Genomic DNA, 14,170 nt, shown 5'->3' on the forward strand with positions numbered 1-14,170 from the left:
ATGCCCCGGTTTTACCGGGGTTTTTTTTATCCGTAAGAGCCCACTACGCGGTATTGTTTATTTTTCGGCGAGGAGCCAGTGCCCATGTATGCCTTTTTCAGAGATCTGTTGTTTAGCCTGGACGCGGAGCGTTCCCATGATCTGAGTATGGGATTTTTAAAACACAGTCAACACACCTTATTTAAGGGCATCTATTCACAGAAGTTGCCACCTAAACCCGTTCAGCTTCTGGGCATGAACTTTCCTAATCCTGTGGGACTGGCCGCAGGCTTAGACAAAAATGGAGAGTGCATTGACGCGTTTGCTGCCATGGGCTTTGGTTTTATCGAAATCGGTACCGTGACACCGCGCCCTCAGCCGGGCAATGATAAACCCCGGTTGTTTCGCCTGCCTCAGTCACAAGCCATTATCAATCGTATGGGCTTCAATAACAAAGGTGTGGATTATCTGGTTGAGCAGGTGAAACAGGCCGAGTATCAGGGCGTGTTGGGTATCAATATTGGCAAAAATAAAACCACGCCGGAAGAAAACGCGCTGGATGATTATGTCGCCTGTTTGCACAAAGTCTATGCCCATGCCAGTTATATCACCATCAATATTTCTTCACCGAATACGCCAGGACTGCGCAATCTGCAGTATGGCGAAGCGCTGGATTCGTTGCTACGTGGACTGAAATTACAACAACAACAGTTAGCCCAGCGGCATGGTAAGTACGTGCCTATCCTGGTGAAGATAGCGCCGGATCTCAGCGATGAAGAATTAGAGGATATCGCGCGTTCTCTCATGCAAAGCGGCATGGATGGTGTCATTGCCACGAATACCACCCTGAGCCGTGAAAAAGTGCAAGGACAAGAGCATGCCGAGGAGAGTGGGGGACTCAGTGGTGAACCACTGACGGATCAGAGCCAGGCGATCGTGATCAAGCTTAAATCGGCTCTGCAAGGCAGCATGCCCATTATTGGTGTCGGTGGCATCCATTCAGCCGAGACGGCCAAAGCGAGGTTAGAGGCGGGATCGGATTTGATCCAGATATACTCCTCATTGATCTATCAGGGGCCTAAGTTGATCGCAAAGATCCTCAAAGGCTTATAAAGATCTTGCTGCGATCCTGACTGACTATCAAAAAAAATTATTAATGATAATAAGTGCTTAGGTGTATCGTCAGGATAAATAAGAACAAGCGCAGGAGGCTCATCATGTTGCAACCCGATACAGACTGGCAATGGTTTTACGATACGCAACACGGGTGTTTATCGCTGTCTATGGGTGAGATGCAGTTTACTACGCCATACACGTACAAAGCGCTGAATCGGGCACCGGTCAATCCGGCGCCTTTTGACTTGCAGGATTTAGAACATTATGCCGATGTCGCTAATGAACTGGAGCAATGCAGTCTGTCCTACAGCGCCGCTCAGCGAACACAGATAGCGCTGAATACCTGTGCTGCGCTGCGTTATCATAAGCCGCTCATGCCCAAAAGCTGGTTTTTCAATCGCGTCGCACAATCCGGCCATTTTCATCGTCTTGCCTACTTAAGTACCTCTGCAGCAGAGGTCAGAGTATGGGTGGTGGAAGACAAGCAGAGTAGTTGTTTGTGCATGCTGTTGGATCCACAGCTTGAGCTTCAGCCAGGCAAAACACTGAAACAATTTGAACTGATTCGGGTGACTCCGGACTGTCTGTTACCCTGCATGGAAACGTCTTTTCAGCTTAAACGCGCCTGAAAAACTGCCTAAAGCCGTCACGGAACCATGGGTATACATGGATTGGTGCTGGCATTTCCCTTATAATCCCCGCCTTTGAAATTTAACGGCCAGTCTATGCACGCTTTTCTGATAACCACATCCAAGGGGCTGGATGATCTGCTGATGCAGGAGATCGCAACGCTGTGCCCCGAACTCAGCCTAAAATCCAAGCCTGGGCAGGTGTTGTTTGAAGGAGAGTTAGAGGATGCCTACCGGATTTGTTTGTGGTCCAGGCTGGCCAATCGGGTTCTGTTGTGCCTGGCAGAGGGCGACGTTAACGATGCAGAACAGTTGTATCAGATAGCGAGTAGTGTCAACTGGTCCTTGCAAATGGACGTGACGCAACAATTTGTGGTGGATTTTATCGGAACCAACCGGGCTATCAACAACAGCCAGTTCGGGGCCGTTAAAGTTAAAGATGCCATTGTTGACCAGTTTCAGGAACTCTATGAACGTCGCCCCAATGTAAGTAAAGACAACCCGCATCTGCGTATCCAGTGCCGCTTGTGGCGCCAGCATCTGGGCATCTATTTGGACCTCAGTGGACACAGTTTACATCAGCGCCATTATCGTCTTAAAGCAGGGGATGCGCCGGTTAAAGAGCATATCGCTGCGGCCATGCTGTATCGCAGTGGTTGGGCTAATGACAGCGCCAAGACATTGGCCGACCCGATGTGTGGAGCCGGCACGGTAGCGATCGAGGCCGCATTGATTGCAAGCAATGTTGCGCCGGGCTTGTCTCGCCAACAGTGGGGTTTTAGTCACTGGAAAAAACACCAACCAGCGCTTTGGCAAAGCTTGTTGGACGAAGCGGAATCACAACAGCGCCCTTGTAGTTGTGCCATTTTTGCAAATGATATTGATCGCAACATGGTGACGCTGGCTAAACAGAATGCGTCGGCCGCAGGTGTTGCCCATGACATCATCTTTTCCAACCAAGATGCGCTGAGCTGGCGTTGCGATACACAGCAGCCAGGCTACATCGTATCAAATCCACCCTACGGCGAGAGGCTTGGTGAGCTGACTCAGTTGCTCGGGTTGTTTGCCCAGTGGGGGCTGCACCTGAAACAAGATTTCAAGGGCTGGAAACTCTCATTGCTCACGTCTAACCGTGATTTACTGCGTCAGATGAAATTGATGGCTGCCAAGGCATATCAGTTATACAACGGTAAGCTCGCCTGTCAGTTAGTGAATTTTCAGTTGGATGAACAAAACTGCGAGATTCGCGAGCAGGCCCCGCCGGGTAGTGACTTTGCAAACAGGCTGAAGAAGAACCTGCATCGGTTGAAAGGGTGGCTGAAACAGTTAGATAGCAATTGCTATCGTATCTACGATGCGGATTTACCAGAATATAATCTGGCCATCGATATCTACGCTGACTGGGTTGTGGTGCAGGAGTATGCGGCACCTAAAGACATACCCGAAAGCAAAACCCGCAAGCGTCTTATGGATGCGCTGATGCAGCTTCCTTCGGTACTGGATATTGATAATGAAAAGGTGGTGCTGAAGGTTCGTCAGCAGCAAAAAGGCAAAGAACAGTATCAGAAGCTGGCAACCGAAAAAGAGTATATGCAGGTGTGGGAAAACGGTGCCCGATATTGGGTCAATCTCAAAGATTACCTGGATACCGGCCTGTTTCTCGACCATCGCACTACTCGCGAAATGGTCAAAAAAAGAAGCAAAAACAAAGATGTATTGAACCTTTTTGCGTACACCGGGACGGTATCTGTGCAAGCCGCGTTGGGTGGCGCTAAATCAGTGACCACGGTGGATATGTCCAAAACCTATCTGGAATGGGCGAAGCGTAATTTTGAATTAAACAAACTGAATAACGTTTATCAGTTCCGTTTTTTACAGGAAGACTGTCTGAAGTGGTTGCAGGAGCATCAGGGGCAGTACGATCTTATTTTCATCGATCCACCTTCCTTTTCAAACTCCAAACGGATGCAGGATACCTGGGATGTGCAGCGTGACCATGTTGCATTATTAGACGATGCTAAACGTTGTCTCAAAAAGGGTGGAGAGATCCTGTTCTCAAATAATCTGCGCTCGTTTAAGCTCGATGAACAGGGGCTAAGGGAAAAGGGATTAATCGCAGAAAATATCAGTAACCAAACCTTACCGGAAGATTTTAAGCGTAATCCTAAGATTCATCATTGCTGGGTGCTACGTCATGCAGACTAGTGTCACGCTGTTCAGCACCGAGGGCTGTCACTTATGTGAGCAGGCCAAAGAGATGGTTGAGAAGATCGCTCCGCACATCTCCATGACGGTTAAGGACATTGCTTATGATGATGAGCTCTACGAGCAATATCGTTACCACATTCCGGTGCTAAAAACGGCATCCGGGGCAGAGTTGAACTGGCCCTTTGAACCCGCAACACTGAAAGAGTTTTTGTCTTGAGTTTATTGCAGCTGAAAAACGCACAACTGGCTTTCGGCCATCATGCTTTATTGGATCACGTGGAGCTTGTCATCCAGCCTCAGGAGAGGGTGTGTCTGGTAGGAAGAAACGGGTGTGGCAAGTCGACACTGTTGAAAGTGATAGAGGGCAGCCTGCAACTTGATGATGGTCAACGTATTACCGCAGCAGAAACTGTCATAGCCCGACTCGAACAGGATCCCCCGCAGTCTCTGCAACAAAGCATCTTTGATTATGTGGCAGAAGGGCTGGCTGAATCGGGCGAGTTACTCAAGGCCTGGTTTGCCATCACCGCTAAAGTGGCCAATGAGCCCACTGAGCAAAATCTTAAACGCATGGAGAGCCTGCAGACGGAGCTGGACCATTTGAACGCGTGGCAGTTTGAACAGCGTATCACACAGGTCCTGACGCAACTGGAACTGGACGGTGAACAATCGTTGTCGTCCCTGTCGGGTGGCTGGCGACGCAAAGCCGCACTGGCCCGGGCACTGGTAACGGCACCAGATATTTTACTGCTTGATGAGCCGACCAACCACCTTGATGTACAAAGTATTCAGTGGCTGGAAAAAGTGCTGGCAGAATTCAACGGTACCGTGGTGTTTGTAAGCCATGACCGGGCATTTATTCGCAATATTGCAAGTCGCATCGTGGATTTGGATCGCGGGCAGCTGACAAGCTACCCGGGGAACTACCAGCAGTATTTAGATAAAAAAGCGGCGGATCTGGCTGTTGAGCAAAGTCACAATGCCCTGTTTGATAAAAAACTCTCGGAAGAGGAGCGTTGGATCCGTCAGGGAATCAAAGCTCGGCGTACACGCAATGAAGGGCGGGTCAGGGCACTTAAGGCCCTGCGTCAGGAGCGCGCGCAACGACGTCAGGTACAAGGTACCGCCAAGGTAAGTCTGGCCGATAGTCAGTCATCCGGGAAGCTGGTCTTTGAAGCGAGTGACTTGCGTTATCATATCGAGGGCAAGCCCATTGTAGAAAACCTTGATTTCACGCTCATCAGAGGTGATAAGTTGGCGCTAATTGGGGCCAACGGTTGTGGTAAGAGTACGCTAATCAGGTTGTTATTGGGACAATTACAGCCGGATTCTGGTAGTGTCCGCCAGGGTACTAATATTGAGCTGGCTTACTTCGACCAGCACCGAATAGCATTGGATCAGAATGCCAGCGTAGTAGATGCTGTTGCTGAGGGGAAAAAAGAGCTGACCATAAATGGTCGTACCCGTCATGTGATCAGTTATCTACAGGATTATCTGTTTGCACCCGATCGGGTTCAGGCTCCGGTCAGTTCACTCTCAGGGGGTGAACGAAATCGCCTGCTGCTGGCTAAGTTACTGGCCAAGCCCAGTAATCTTTTGATTCTCGATGAACCGACCAATGATCTGGATGTAGAGACCCTTGAGCTCCTTGAGGAAACCCTGAGTCAGTACCCTGGCACCGTGATTTTGGTCAGTCATGACCGGGAATTTGTCGATAATGTGGTCACCTCCAGCCTGTATTTTGAAGGTGAGGGCAAGGTTCGTGAGTTTGTTGGTGGCTATACGGAGATAAAACAGTGGTACGGGCAACAAAATAATACCGTACGAACGGAAACTAATCGCAAAGCGCAAAGTCCAACGGCCAGAACTGCGCCGGCCAAGGGGCAGAAGCTTTCGTACAAATTTCAGCTTGAGCTTGAACAGTTGCCACAGAAGATAGAACAACTTGAGCAACAGATTGAGACATGGGAAAAGCAAATTAATGACCCGGATTTTTTTAATCAGGATCCGGAACAAACCTCCAGCCAGCTGGAAAAGCTTGCTAAAGCGCATAAAGAACTTGAGCAAGCCTATGACAGATGGGAAGAATTAGATAGCATGTCACAGGCCTGATGGCCCTGGAGACCAATAGTGCTTGCAGTAACACAGGATAACAGATGATAAAAACAAGATTTTACCCCTTATCGACATTAGCACTGGCCTGTTTCAGTCTCGGCGCGAGTGCCGCCAGCTACGAGATAATCGAACTGGATGCAGCCTCCAAAGGGGTTGCCAGCTTCGCTGCTGCTGCCGGAGCACAGGGGCAGGCAGGCGTGCTGGTGCAAACACCGTTCAATCCGCCTATCGATGTCAGTTTACTGAATCTGGATGACAATGAAGCCCTGCGCACGCAATTGAATGATCCTGACGCGGTAGAGGCCGGGCAGATCAGTGAAGAAGATTTAGTCGTTATATACCGTTTTTTAATCGGCAGTGTGCCCAATAATCCCTTGTACCAAAAGTTGGGCAGCATACAAAGCTACCTGACTGACGCCAATGGCAGTGAAGAAGTGACAGGCTTTGATGTAACAGATGCCGATATAGGGGGGCTGAGTCGCAGTGTGGATACCTTTGTTACCGATATCAATGGTACCGGTGACGTGGCCGGTTATGGCAGTGCACCTTTTACAAAGTATCCCTGGGTGAATGAGAATGACGAAGCCCTGACCTATGTTGCCAGAGATTTTGAAACACGGGCGTTTGTGCAGATTAATGGACAAACCGTTCCGCTGGTGCCGGAAGATACCTCCCTGGGAGGATACAGTCGGGCCAATGCGCTGACCGACAATTACCTTGTTGCAGGCGAGATAAGCACCGAAGCCAATGAAATTCTGCTGGATGCACTGGATAATTGTAATGACGAAGATACTCGGGGCGATGTTCCCATCGAGGTCTGTTTTAACAATATCGCCAATGGACTGGAGTCTAACTATAGCCGCACCTTAGATCGCTTCTACCAGATACGCGCCAGTGTCTGGCAACTGGATGCCAGCGGCAGCATTGTAGATCAGACTCAGTACGGTATCAGCTATCAGCCGGAAGAAGATGATACGGGCGTCTATGCCAGCCGCGCCGCTGACGTTAATGAACAGGGCATTGCGGTAGGGCAAAGCAGCCATCTCAACCCGTTCCGTGATTCTGTGGTAAGAAATTATGCGGCGGTCTTTGCTGATGGTGAGGTAAAGGCATTTGCTGATCAGGAAGACTACTCTATTTCGACGTTAAACCGGTCTAATACCCTCAGTGCGGCAACTGCGATTAATAATAACAACGTGGCCGTCGGCTATGCGGTGAAGACCATCAATGGTTTCGATCGTACGAAGTTTTTCACTTATGACATCGACAGTGAGGAGCTCGTGTTTCCGGATGACTTTTTCCCCGGCTCTGCAAGTATAGCCAGAGACATTAACGATCAAGGGATGGTGGTCGGTGAAGGTGAAGTCGATACCGTGATCGGCGGTTCTACCCGACGTCGCCACGCCTTTTTGTACGACCTGAATGATCAGAGTTTTACCGATTTAAACGATGTGGTGGCATGTGACTCGCCTTACACTCTGGTACAGGCCCACAGTATTAATGAACGCGGTGAAATCGTCGCTGTGGCCACTGTGAGCGGCGTACGCAAAGACATTACCGGCGAGCCTGTTCTGGATGATGCCGGAAATCAAATTGCTGAGGAAACGGTCGTCACGGTTAAGCTTGCTCCTATTCCGGGTGGTTCAGTGGAGGAATGTGATAACGCAGAAGATAAGCAGGAACGCCAAGGAGCCGGAATCAGCTGGTTATTACTTCCTTTAATGCTGCTGGGCTTCAGACGGTTTTTATCCCGCTAGGTGTGTCACCCTGGTTGGGCTGTTCAATCTGATTGACAGCTGTCACTACCCTCCAAGAAAAAAGCCCCTGTTTTCAGGGGCTTTTTCTTTTTCCTGGAGTTATCCAATTGATTTAAAATCATATTCCATAAAGCGCGTTTTATGACAAATTTATTACAAAATAATGTAAGGAAAATGTCAGAACAATTCAGTGACTTAATAAAAGTCAATCACTACCTGTAAACGACTGCATTGAACCATTTGTTGAGATCCTCTATCACATATATGTGGTCGCAACGATCACACCATTAAACTCTACGGATGAGGTATCTAAATGAAAAGACAGAAAAGAGATAAACTTTCCCGTGCTCATGCTAAAGGCTATCAGGCCGGCATATCTGGTCGTTCAAAAGACATTTGCCCATATCAGACAATGGATAGCCGTTCTCAGTGGTTAGGTGGGTGGCGAGCCGCCCAGGAAGATCGAAGTATTGGGTTAGTGAATCGCTAGTCCGTCATCTCGTACGAAAAAAAAGCCCCCACGGGGCTTTTTTAATGTCTGTTAGCGGCATATCCTGCCTCAGAAATTACTGGTGTCCTGGAACAGTCCTACCTTGAGGTCTTTTGCCTCATAGATTTTTCTGCCGTCGACTTCAACAATTCCATCAGCCATTCCCATAAACAGCTTGCGCTTAATCACACGCTTCATGTGAATTTTATAGGTGACTTTTTTAGCGGTTGGTAGAATCTGGCCCGTGAATTTCACTTCACCCACCCCTAAAGCACGTCCTTTTCCAGGACCTTCGCACCAGCCCAGGAAAAAACCAACCAATTGCCACATTGCATCCAACCCCAAACAACCGGGCATGACGGGATCACCGGGGAAATGGCAGTCGAAGAACCACAAATCCGGTGAAATATCCAACTCAGCCACGATATGACCTTTGTCGTAATCGCCACCTTGCTCTGAAATGGTGACGATTCTGTCCATCATTAACATATTGGGCGCGGGGAGCTGACTGTTGCCTGGACCGAATAATTCACCGCGGCTACAGGCCAACAAATCTTCCCGGGAAAAGCTAGATTGTTTGAGTGTCATATTTCACTTATGGTTGAGGATGATTGAGCGCCTTAATTTAGCGAACACTCGTGCGCCAAACAACTCTGAACAGTGATATTTTTTTGTTCAGTATCAACAGAATAAAACACCAAGTCCGGTGAGAGTGATAATATTCACGCAAACACAGGCAAAGATGTTCGGTCTCAGATGAAAAACACCAATGTGAATGCAGAAAAACAACGACGCTTCCGTGAAAGGCAAAAGGAAAAGGGACGTAAAGAAGTCCGGGGCTATGTGAACCCTAAAGCGATGCAGTGCTATCAGGAATTGGCCGAAAAAAGCGGCTGGACAGACAGTGAACTACTTAGCAATGCGTTACGCGTAACCTATGCCGCCTACCGCTGCGGACAAATTAAGCTGTTAAATGAATGGCTTAAAAAGCACGACTACTAATAGGTAACAGCAGGATGGCTATGATTACGCCTGAGTGGCAGAAGGTTCTTGCTCATGCGCTTCAAACTCACTCATGCTCCTACTGACTTCTCGCAGTCGACGCACAAAGCGCAAGCCATTGCTCAGCCCGTTAAGGCACTGCTCTAAGCGGGTCAAATCTAATTTTTTCTCGACACTGGTACGTATCATTGTCAGCCTGAGTTGCTGATACTCCTGATTCAGTTGCTGCCAGACTGACTCATCCTGTTCCCCTGTATCCTGAACCACATGCTGGAGTTTCTCTAACCACTGCGTGACCGCGGGAAGATAAGCATAGATTTGTGGATCGTCATGATATGTTGTTGAAAATTCTGTGTAGGACTGTATGGCTGTAGACAATCCATGCAGGGTAGCCAGTGCGGTTTCGAACTCTGCACTCTGTGCCTCAGTGAGCGTATTGCGACTGGCTTTTCCGACGAACTCTTTTGCCAGCTTTATCTTCAGGGATGCTTCGTTAATAGTGCTCAGCGAAGCGGGGGTAATGACGCCAAAAGATTTCACATGATCATGGAGGTGTCGGGTTTGTTTGTATAAGGCGTTAAGCGCAAGTTCCGGTACCGATGCGATATTGCTGTCCAGTTCACTATGACGATATTTGTTGCTCCTGAAACAGGTTAACAACCATTTTGATAGCAATGGCTCAATGGGTAGCATCAGCAATACGCCCAAAACATTAAAACCGCTATGGAAAATTGCCAGCATGAGCGGCAGAGACGCTGAATCCGCATCGATATGATTTCGTACCAGCCACAATAAGAGTGGCAGAATAAGCAGTGCGACAGCGCCCGTTAACAGGTTAAACAGAATGTGTGCCAGTACCAGTCGTTTTGCGCTACTGGAAGCGCCAAATGCAGAAATGACAGCTGTAGACGTGGTGCCGACATTCGCCCCTATGACGGCCGCAGCAGCCATGTCCAGCTGTGCCATGCCGGTGGCACTGGCGGTTAAAATGATCGCCAGAGATGCACTGGAAGACTGAGTTAAAATGGTTAAAACAATGCCAAGGAATAGTCCCATTAACACCGGGCTGCTTATGACAGTACTGAGGTTTTCCGGTCCTATATGAATGCCAGAGAAACTTTGCTGCAGTGAGGCGATGCCCATGAACAGCAACCCAAAACCCGCCAGGGCCATACCCAGCGACTGGCCTCTGACCCTTGGCGAAAACACTTTTAGCAGGGCACCTACGCCAATCAGGGGGAGGGTAATGGCGCTGATATCCAGTTTAAAACCCACCAGGGTCACCAGCCAGGCCGTTAGGGTGGTTCCTACGTTACTGCCGAAGATGACCCAGACCGACTGAGAGAAGGTCATCAATCCCGCATTGATAAAACCGATGGTGGCGACCGTCACCGCACTGGATGATTGCACGATGCCGGTTACCAGTACGCCGGCTAAAAATCCTTTGCGCCGGTTAGAGATCCATTTTCCCAGAAGGTGCTCAAGGGCCTTACCGCCCGCCACTTTGAGCCCTTCTGTCATCAGCCACATGCCCAACAGAAAAAGGCCCAGGGCACCGAGTATTTGCATCCACATGATATTGTCTCGTTAAAACACCAGACTATGGTTTCGTGCCGGAATGCTGACCCGCAGCTGTTGCTCTTTATACAGACGATCAGCAAGTGCCTGCTGAGCTTTTGGTTCGCCATGCACCAATACCACCTCGGGCACTGGTTTAAAGTGGCTAATCCACCGTACGAGTCCTGATTGGCCCGCGTGGGCAGAGAAACCGCCCAGTGTTTCGATTTGCGACTTGACTACATACTGCTCGCCGAAAAGCTTGATGTGTTTCGCGCCGTCTACCAGTATTCTGCCCAGCGTTCCTCTGGCCTGGAAGCCGACGAATATGAGGGTGTTATGGGGATTCCAGATACGTTGTTTAAAGTGGTGGCGAATTCTTCCACCGGTGCACATACCGCTTCCGGCGATAATAATGGCGCCATTTTTTATTTTATTGATGGCCATAGAATCTTCCGGTGTGACAGATAAAAACAGGTTAGGTAAAAAATCCTCCAGCGGCGCTTTGTGTGATGCATCAAGATGACGAGTGTCTTCTTTGGATAGCAACTCCAGCCACTTTTCATAGATTCTCGTCACCTCAATTGCCATGGGGCTGTCGAGAAAAATCTGCCAGTTATCGAGCTTATTCTGTTGGCGCAAGCACCCCAGATGAAACAGAATTTCTTGTGTGCGGCCAACGGCAAAAGAGGGGATCATGACATTGCCGCCACGCTTCCAGGTTTCCTTGAGTATTTGCTCCAGTTGCACCAGTGTATCTTCTTCAGTGCGGTGCTCCCGGTCTCCATAGGTACTCTCCATCAGAACCAGATCCGCTTTGGTGGGAGAGCTGGGATCGTTCATCAACACCGCATCCCGTTTACCAAGATCACCGCTGAAGACCAGCGTCTTCTCTTTACCTCGCTCTGTAAAGGTCAGTTCAACAATTGAGGAACCCAGTATGTGCCCTGCATCATGCAGACGAAGCGTTACCGCAGCAGAACAAATGAGCCTTTTTTCACAGTAGTCTAAGCCATCACAAAGTTCGAAAACCCGTTCCACATCTTCCATGGTGTACTCAGGCTCACGAACAGGCTTACCCTGGCGTTTACGCTTAAGGTTGTCACGCTCCAGATCTCTTTCATACAGTCCAGCAGCGTCTTTCAACATGACGGTCAACAAATCGGCCGTGGCCTTGGTGCAATATATTGGCCCTGAAAATCCCTGGTGAACCAGTTTGGGCAGCATGCCACAATGATCAAGGTGACCATGGGACAATACCAGCGCATCAATAGTCTCCGGATTAAACGCAAAGTGTTCCTCTTCGAGACGACTGATTAAATCACCGCCCTGATGCATTCCGCAATCCAGCAATATTTTCCCGAAACACTCAGATTCCAGCAGGTGGCAACTGCCGGTGACTTCCTGCGCCGCACCTAAAAAGGTTACTGTAGCCATACTCTCTATTCCTTTTATCCGCTTGCTGTTAGCTTAGCCATATTGTGATGTTACGCCAGATGTATCTGGCCTGTGTTGATATAGATCAGCGATTGGAACGACGGACAATGACGCAGAGGTTCTAATTAAAGTAGACTAGTGATGAAATGAGTAAAGGCGGTAAGCTATTGAAAAAAAATGGCCTTTTAAGGAATTTCCGGGCGCTATTGGGGATAACCCTAGCCGGTTTAGCGGCAGCGCGATGCTGGGCGGTCAGTTATGATCTGCCCGGTGTTGACAGCGATCTGATTGGTAAAAATATTGAAGTGGTTGTCCAGAAGGGGCAAACACTGGCGGATATCGCAGACCAATATTCTCTTGGATTTAACGAGCTGGTGCTGGCTAATCCGGGCGTAGATCCCTGGTTACCCAAGCCAGGTAGTCAGATTCTGTTACCGATGCAGCGGATATTGCCAGACATTCGTCATGGGGTGGTGATCAATCTGGCTGAGTTCAGGTTGTACTATTTTCCCCCAAAGCAGAGCAAGGTGATCACTTATCCTGTTGGTATAGGCCGTCAGGGGTGGGAGACGCCAGTGACGCAGACCCGGGTGACAGGTAAAAATAAAGATCCATGGTGGCGGGTTCCTGAGAGTGTCAGGGCTGAGCATCGCAAACAGGGCAGGGAACTGCCGGAGCTGGTGAGACCTGGCAAAGATAACCCTCTTGGCGGATATGCCATTAACCTGGATTTACCCGGCTATTTGTTACACGGCACCAATAAGGCGTTTGGTGTGGGCACCCGCATCAGCCATGGTTGTATCCGTCTGAGAAATGACGACATTGCAAACTTGTACCAGCAGCTGCCGGAAGGCACCCCGGTAACGATTATTGACCAACCGGTAAAAACAGGCTGGCATAAAGAAAAATTGATGCTGCAGGTTTATCCGCCGCTGGCAACACCTCAGTGGAATAATCTGACCCCTGTGACATCAGCGGTAGTTAAAGCAAGTCAGTCGCACGACAACGTAAAAATAGACTGGAAAATATTACTGACAACGGCAAAAAAACAACAAGGACTTGTGCAACAGGTGTCTGATAATTGAAGAATAAATTGCACACTGGCGAGATTTGACTAGGTTTAATGGGGCCAATACCGTTAATTTAATGAACAAGGAGGCAATATGAAAAAACACCTTATAACGATGATATCTCTTGCTGCAGTGATGAGTCTGGGGGGGTGCGCATCGAATAACAGCGATGCACTGCAGGCTCAGGTTGATCAACTGCAAAGTGAAATGAATCGCCTGAAAAGCAAAGTTAGCGAGAATGGTACAGCGGTAAAGGCCGCGCAGCGACAGGCTGATATGGCAACGAGTGAGGCAAAAAAAGCGCAACAAATGGCCAGTGATAATGATGAGCGTGCCAAGCGTATGTTTGAACGTTGCTGCAATAAATGATTGTTACCTTCAAAACAAAGGCATACAGCAACATCACCTTGTTTGGTGATGTTGCTGTGCAGTTGCTTAAAATGATGGGACAAACAGGGAAAGTCCCCGGTGCCATTAAAGACGAGGATGTCATATTGGCTCATGACCGTCTCAAAAGAGCCCTTGCAACCCTGCCCGAGAACGAGGAAACAGATAACCCATCCGATGACTCAGACGCAGAAGACCAGGATGATGAGGAGCAGGAGAGCCCCGTAAGTCTGCGAAATCGTGCTAAACCCTTGTTGGCGTTGTTGGCCAGTGCGGCAAAGGACAACGTTCATGTCAGTTGGGAGGCAGGCGGATAAGTTAGGCGGTGATGTTAATTCAACGCCTAAAGTCGCCTGCTCCTCTTACTGATATTTTACTCAGTTGTCACTCGCGCTAGGATATTCGCACCATATCTGCTTTTAT

14 protein-coding genes are annotated in these 14,170 nt (G+C 49.0%); 11 read left to right on the forward strand and 3 right to left on the reverse strand.

What is annotated here, in order from left to right; translation table 11 throughout:
• Positions 1-84: 84 nt before the first annotated feature.
• The 7 genes from pyrD to rmf all read left to right on the forward strand — a co-directional run bounded on the left by pyrD (position 85) and on the right by rmf (position 8,294).
• Positions 85-1,092, forward strand: coding sequence for a quinone-dependent dihydroorotate dehydrogenase (gene pyrD, locus CCY32_RS01010; RefSeq protein WP_088328489.1), 1,008 nt, complete (start codon positions 85-87; stop codon positions 1,090-1,092).
• 104 nt (positions 1,093-1,196) lie between these two features.
• Positions 1,197-1,724, forward strand: coding sequence for a cell division protein ZapC domain-containing protein (locus CCY32_RS01015; protein WP_088328490.1), 528 nt, complete (start codon positions 1,197-1,199; stop codon positions 1,722-1,724).
• Between the two features lie 96 nt (positions 1,725-1,820).
• The gene (gene rlmKL / locus CCY32_RS01020) at positions 1,821-3,929 is read left to right on the forward strand and encodes a bifunctional 23S rRNA (guanine(2069)-N(7))-methyltransferase RlmK/23S rRNA (guanine(2445)-N(2))-methyltransferase RlmL (protein ID WP_088328491.1); all 2,109 of its coding nucleotides are present in this window, start codon (positions 1,821-1,823) and stop codon (positions 3,927-3,929) included.
• The gene (locus CCY32_RS01025; RefSeq protein ID WP_088328492.1) at positions 3,919-4,149 is read left to right on the forward strand and encodes a glutaredoxin family protein; all 231 of its coding nucleotides are present in this window, start codon (positions 3,919-3,921) and stop codon (positions 4,147-4,149) included. Before rlmKL ends, CCY32_RS01025 begins: the two co-directional genes overlap by 11 nt.
• On the forward strand, positions 4,146-6,044 hold the full coding sequence (locus tag CCY32_RS01030; protein ID WP_088328493.1) for an ABC transporter ATP-binding protein: 1,899 nt from the start codon (positions 4,146-4,148) through the stop codon (positions 6,042-6,044). The genes CCY32_RS01025 and CCY32_RS01030 overlap by 4 nt, the downstream gene beginning before the upstream one ends.
• Positions 6,045-6,088: 44 nt before the next feature.
• Complete coding sequence (locus CCY32_RS01035) at positions 6,089-7,804, forward strand: DUF3466 family protein (RefSeq protein ID WP_088328494.1); 1,716 nt, start codon at positions 6,089-6,091, stop codon at positions 7,802-7,804.
• A gap of 313 nt (positions 7,805-8,117) precedes the next feature.
• On the forward strand, positions 8,118-8,294 hold the full coding sequence (rmf, locus tag CCY32_RS01040; RefSeq protein ID WP_088328495.1) for a ribosome modulation factor: 177 nt from the start codon (positions 8,118-8,120) through the stop codon (positions 8,292-8,294).
• Positions 8,295-8,363: 69 nt separating this feature from the next.
• Here the strand turns inward: rmf and fabA are convergent, their stop codons facing one another.
• The gene (gene fabA / locus CCY32_RS01045) at positions 8,364-8,882 is read right to left on the reverse strand and encodes a 3-hydroxyacyl-[acyl-carrier-protein] dehydratase FabA (protein ID WP_088328496.1); all 519 of its coding nucleotides are present in this window, start codon (positions 8,880-8,882) and stop codon (positions 8,364-8,366) included.
• Positions 8,883-9,050: 168 nt separating this feature from the next.
• Between fabA and CCY32_RS01050 the strand changes: the two genes are divergently transcribed.
• Complete coding sequence (locus CCY32_RS01050; protein ID WP_088328497.1) at positions 9,051-9,296, forward strand: hypothetical protein; 246 nt, start codon at positions 9,051-9,053, stop codon at positions 9,294-9,296.
• Positions 9,297-9,320: 24 nt separating this feature from the next.
• On the opposite strand, the gene CCY32_RS01055 is transcribed toward CCY32_RS01050, so the two are convergent.
• Both CCY32_RS01055 and CCY32_RS01060 read right to left on the reverse strand, forming a co-directional pair.
• The gene (locus CCY32_RS01055) at positions 9,321-10,871 is read right to left on the reverse strand and encodes a Na/Pi symporter (RefSeq protein ID WP_088328498.1); all 1,551 of its coding nucleotides are present in this window, start codon (positions 10,869-10,871) and stop codon (positions 9,321-9,323) included.
• A 12-nt stretch (positions 10,872-10,883) separates the two neighbouring features.
• A complete protein-coding gene (locus CCY32_RS01060) occupies positions 10,884-12,290 on the reverse strand; it encodes an MBL fold metallo-hydrolase (protein WP_088328499.1) in 1,407 nt (468 codons plus the stop codon).
• A 146-nt stretch (positions 12,291-12,436) separates the two neighbouring features.
• Here CCY32_RS01060 and CCY32_RS01065 point away from each other — a divergent pair, with 146 nt between their 5' ends.
• The 3 genes from CCY32_RS01065 to CCY32_RS01075 all read left to right on the forward strand — a co-directional run bounded on the left by CCY32_RS01065 (position 12,437) and on the right by CCY32_RS01075 (position 14,064).
• A complete protein-coding gene (locus CCY32_RS01065; protein ID WP_088328501.1) occupies positions 12,437-13,375 on the forward strand; it encodes a L,D-transpeptidase family protein in 939 nt (312 codons plus the stop codon).
• A gap of 78 nt (positions 13,376-13,453) precedes the next feature.
• Complete coding sequence (locus tag CCY32_RS01070; protein ID WP_088328503.1) at positions 13,454-13,729, forward strand: Lpp/OprI family alanine-zipper lipoprotein; 276 nt, start codon at positions 13,454-13,456, stop codon at positions 13,727-13,729.
• Positions 13,726-14,064: a DUF1840 domain-containing protein gene (locus CCY32_RS01075; RefSeq protein ID WP_088328504.1), complete on the forward strand. Its 339-nt coding sequence runs from the start codon at positions 13,726-13,728 to the stop codon at positions 14,062-14,064. Before CCY32_RS01070 ends, CCY32_RS01075 begins: the two co-directional genes overlap by 4 nt.
• The last annotated feature ends 106 nt before the right edge of the window (positions 14,065-14,170 follow it).

It is taken from the genome of Lacimicrobium sp. SS2-24 (genome assembly GCF_002201535.1).
Classification (GTDB): domain Bacteria; phylum Pseudomonadota; class Gammaproteobacteria; order Enterobacterales; family Alteromonadaceae; genus Lacimicrobium.

Bases quoted from the DNA above. Each gene is read 5' to 3' on its own strand.
- fabA (WP_088328496.1), bottom strand. From the start codon at position 8,882: ATGACACTCAAACAATCTAGCTTTTCCCGGGAAGATTTGTTGGCCTGT.
- CCY32_RS01050 (WP_088328497.1), top strand. From the start codon at position 9,051: ATGAAAAACACCAATGTGAATGCAGAAAAACAACGACGCTTCCGTGAA.
- CCY32_RS01015 (WP_088328490.1), top strand. From the start codon at position 1,197: ATGTTGCAACCCGATACAGACTGGCAATGGTTTTACGATACGCAACAC.
- CCY32_RS01065 (WP_088328501.1), top strand. From the start codon at position 12,437: ATGAGTAAAGGCGGTAAGCTATTGAAAAAAAATGGCCTTTTAAGGAAT.
- rlmKL (WP_088328491.1), top strand. From the start codon at position 1,821: ATGCACGCTTTTCTGATAACCACATCCAAGGGGCTGGATGATCTGCTG.
- CCY32_RS01070 (WP_088328503.1), top strand. From the start codon at position 13,454: ATGAAAAAACACCTTATAACGATGATATCTCTTGCTGCAGTGATGAGT.
- CCY32_RS01025 (WP_088328492.1), top strand. From the start codon at position 3,919: ATGCAGACTAGTGTCACGCTGTTCAGCACCGAGGGCTGTCACTTATGT.
- CCY32_RS01060 (WP_088328499.1), bottom strand. From the start codon at position 12,290: ATGGCTACAGTAACCTTTTTAGGTGCGGCGCAGGAAGTCACCGGCAGT.
- CCY32_RS01035 (WP_088328494.1), top strand. From the start codon at position 6,089: ATGATAAAAACAAGATTTTACCCCTTATCGACATTAGCACTGGCCTGT.
- pyrD (WP_088328489.1), top strand. From the start codon at position 85: ATGTATGCCTTTTTCAGAGATCTGTTGTTTAGCCTGGACGCGGAGCGT.
- CCY32_RS01075 (WP_088328504.1), top strand. From the start codon at position 13,726: ATGATTGTTACCTTCAAAACAAAGGCATACAGCAACATCACCTTGTTT.
- rmf (WP_088328495.1), top strand. From the start codon at position 8,118: ATGAAAAGACAGAAAAGAGATAAACTTTCCCGTGCTCATGCTAAAGGC.
- CCY32_RS01055 (WP_088328498.1), bottom strand. From the start codon at position 10,871: ATGTGGATGCAAATACTCGGTGCCCTGGGCCTTTTTCTGTTGGGCATG.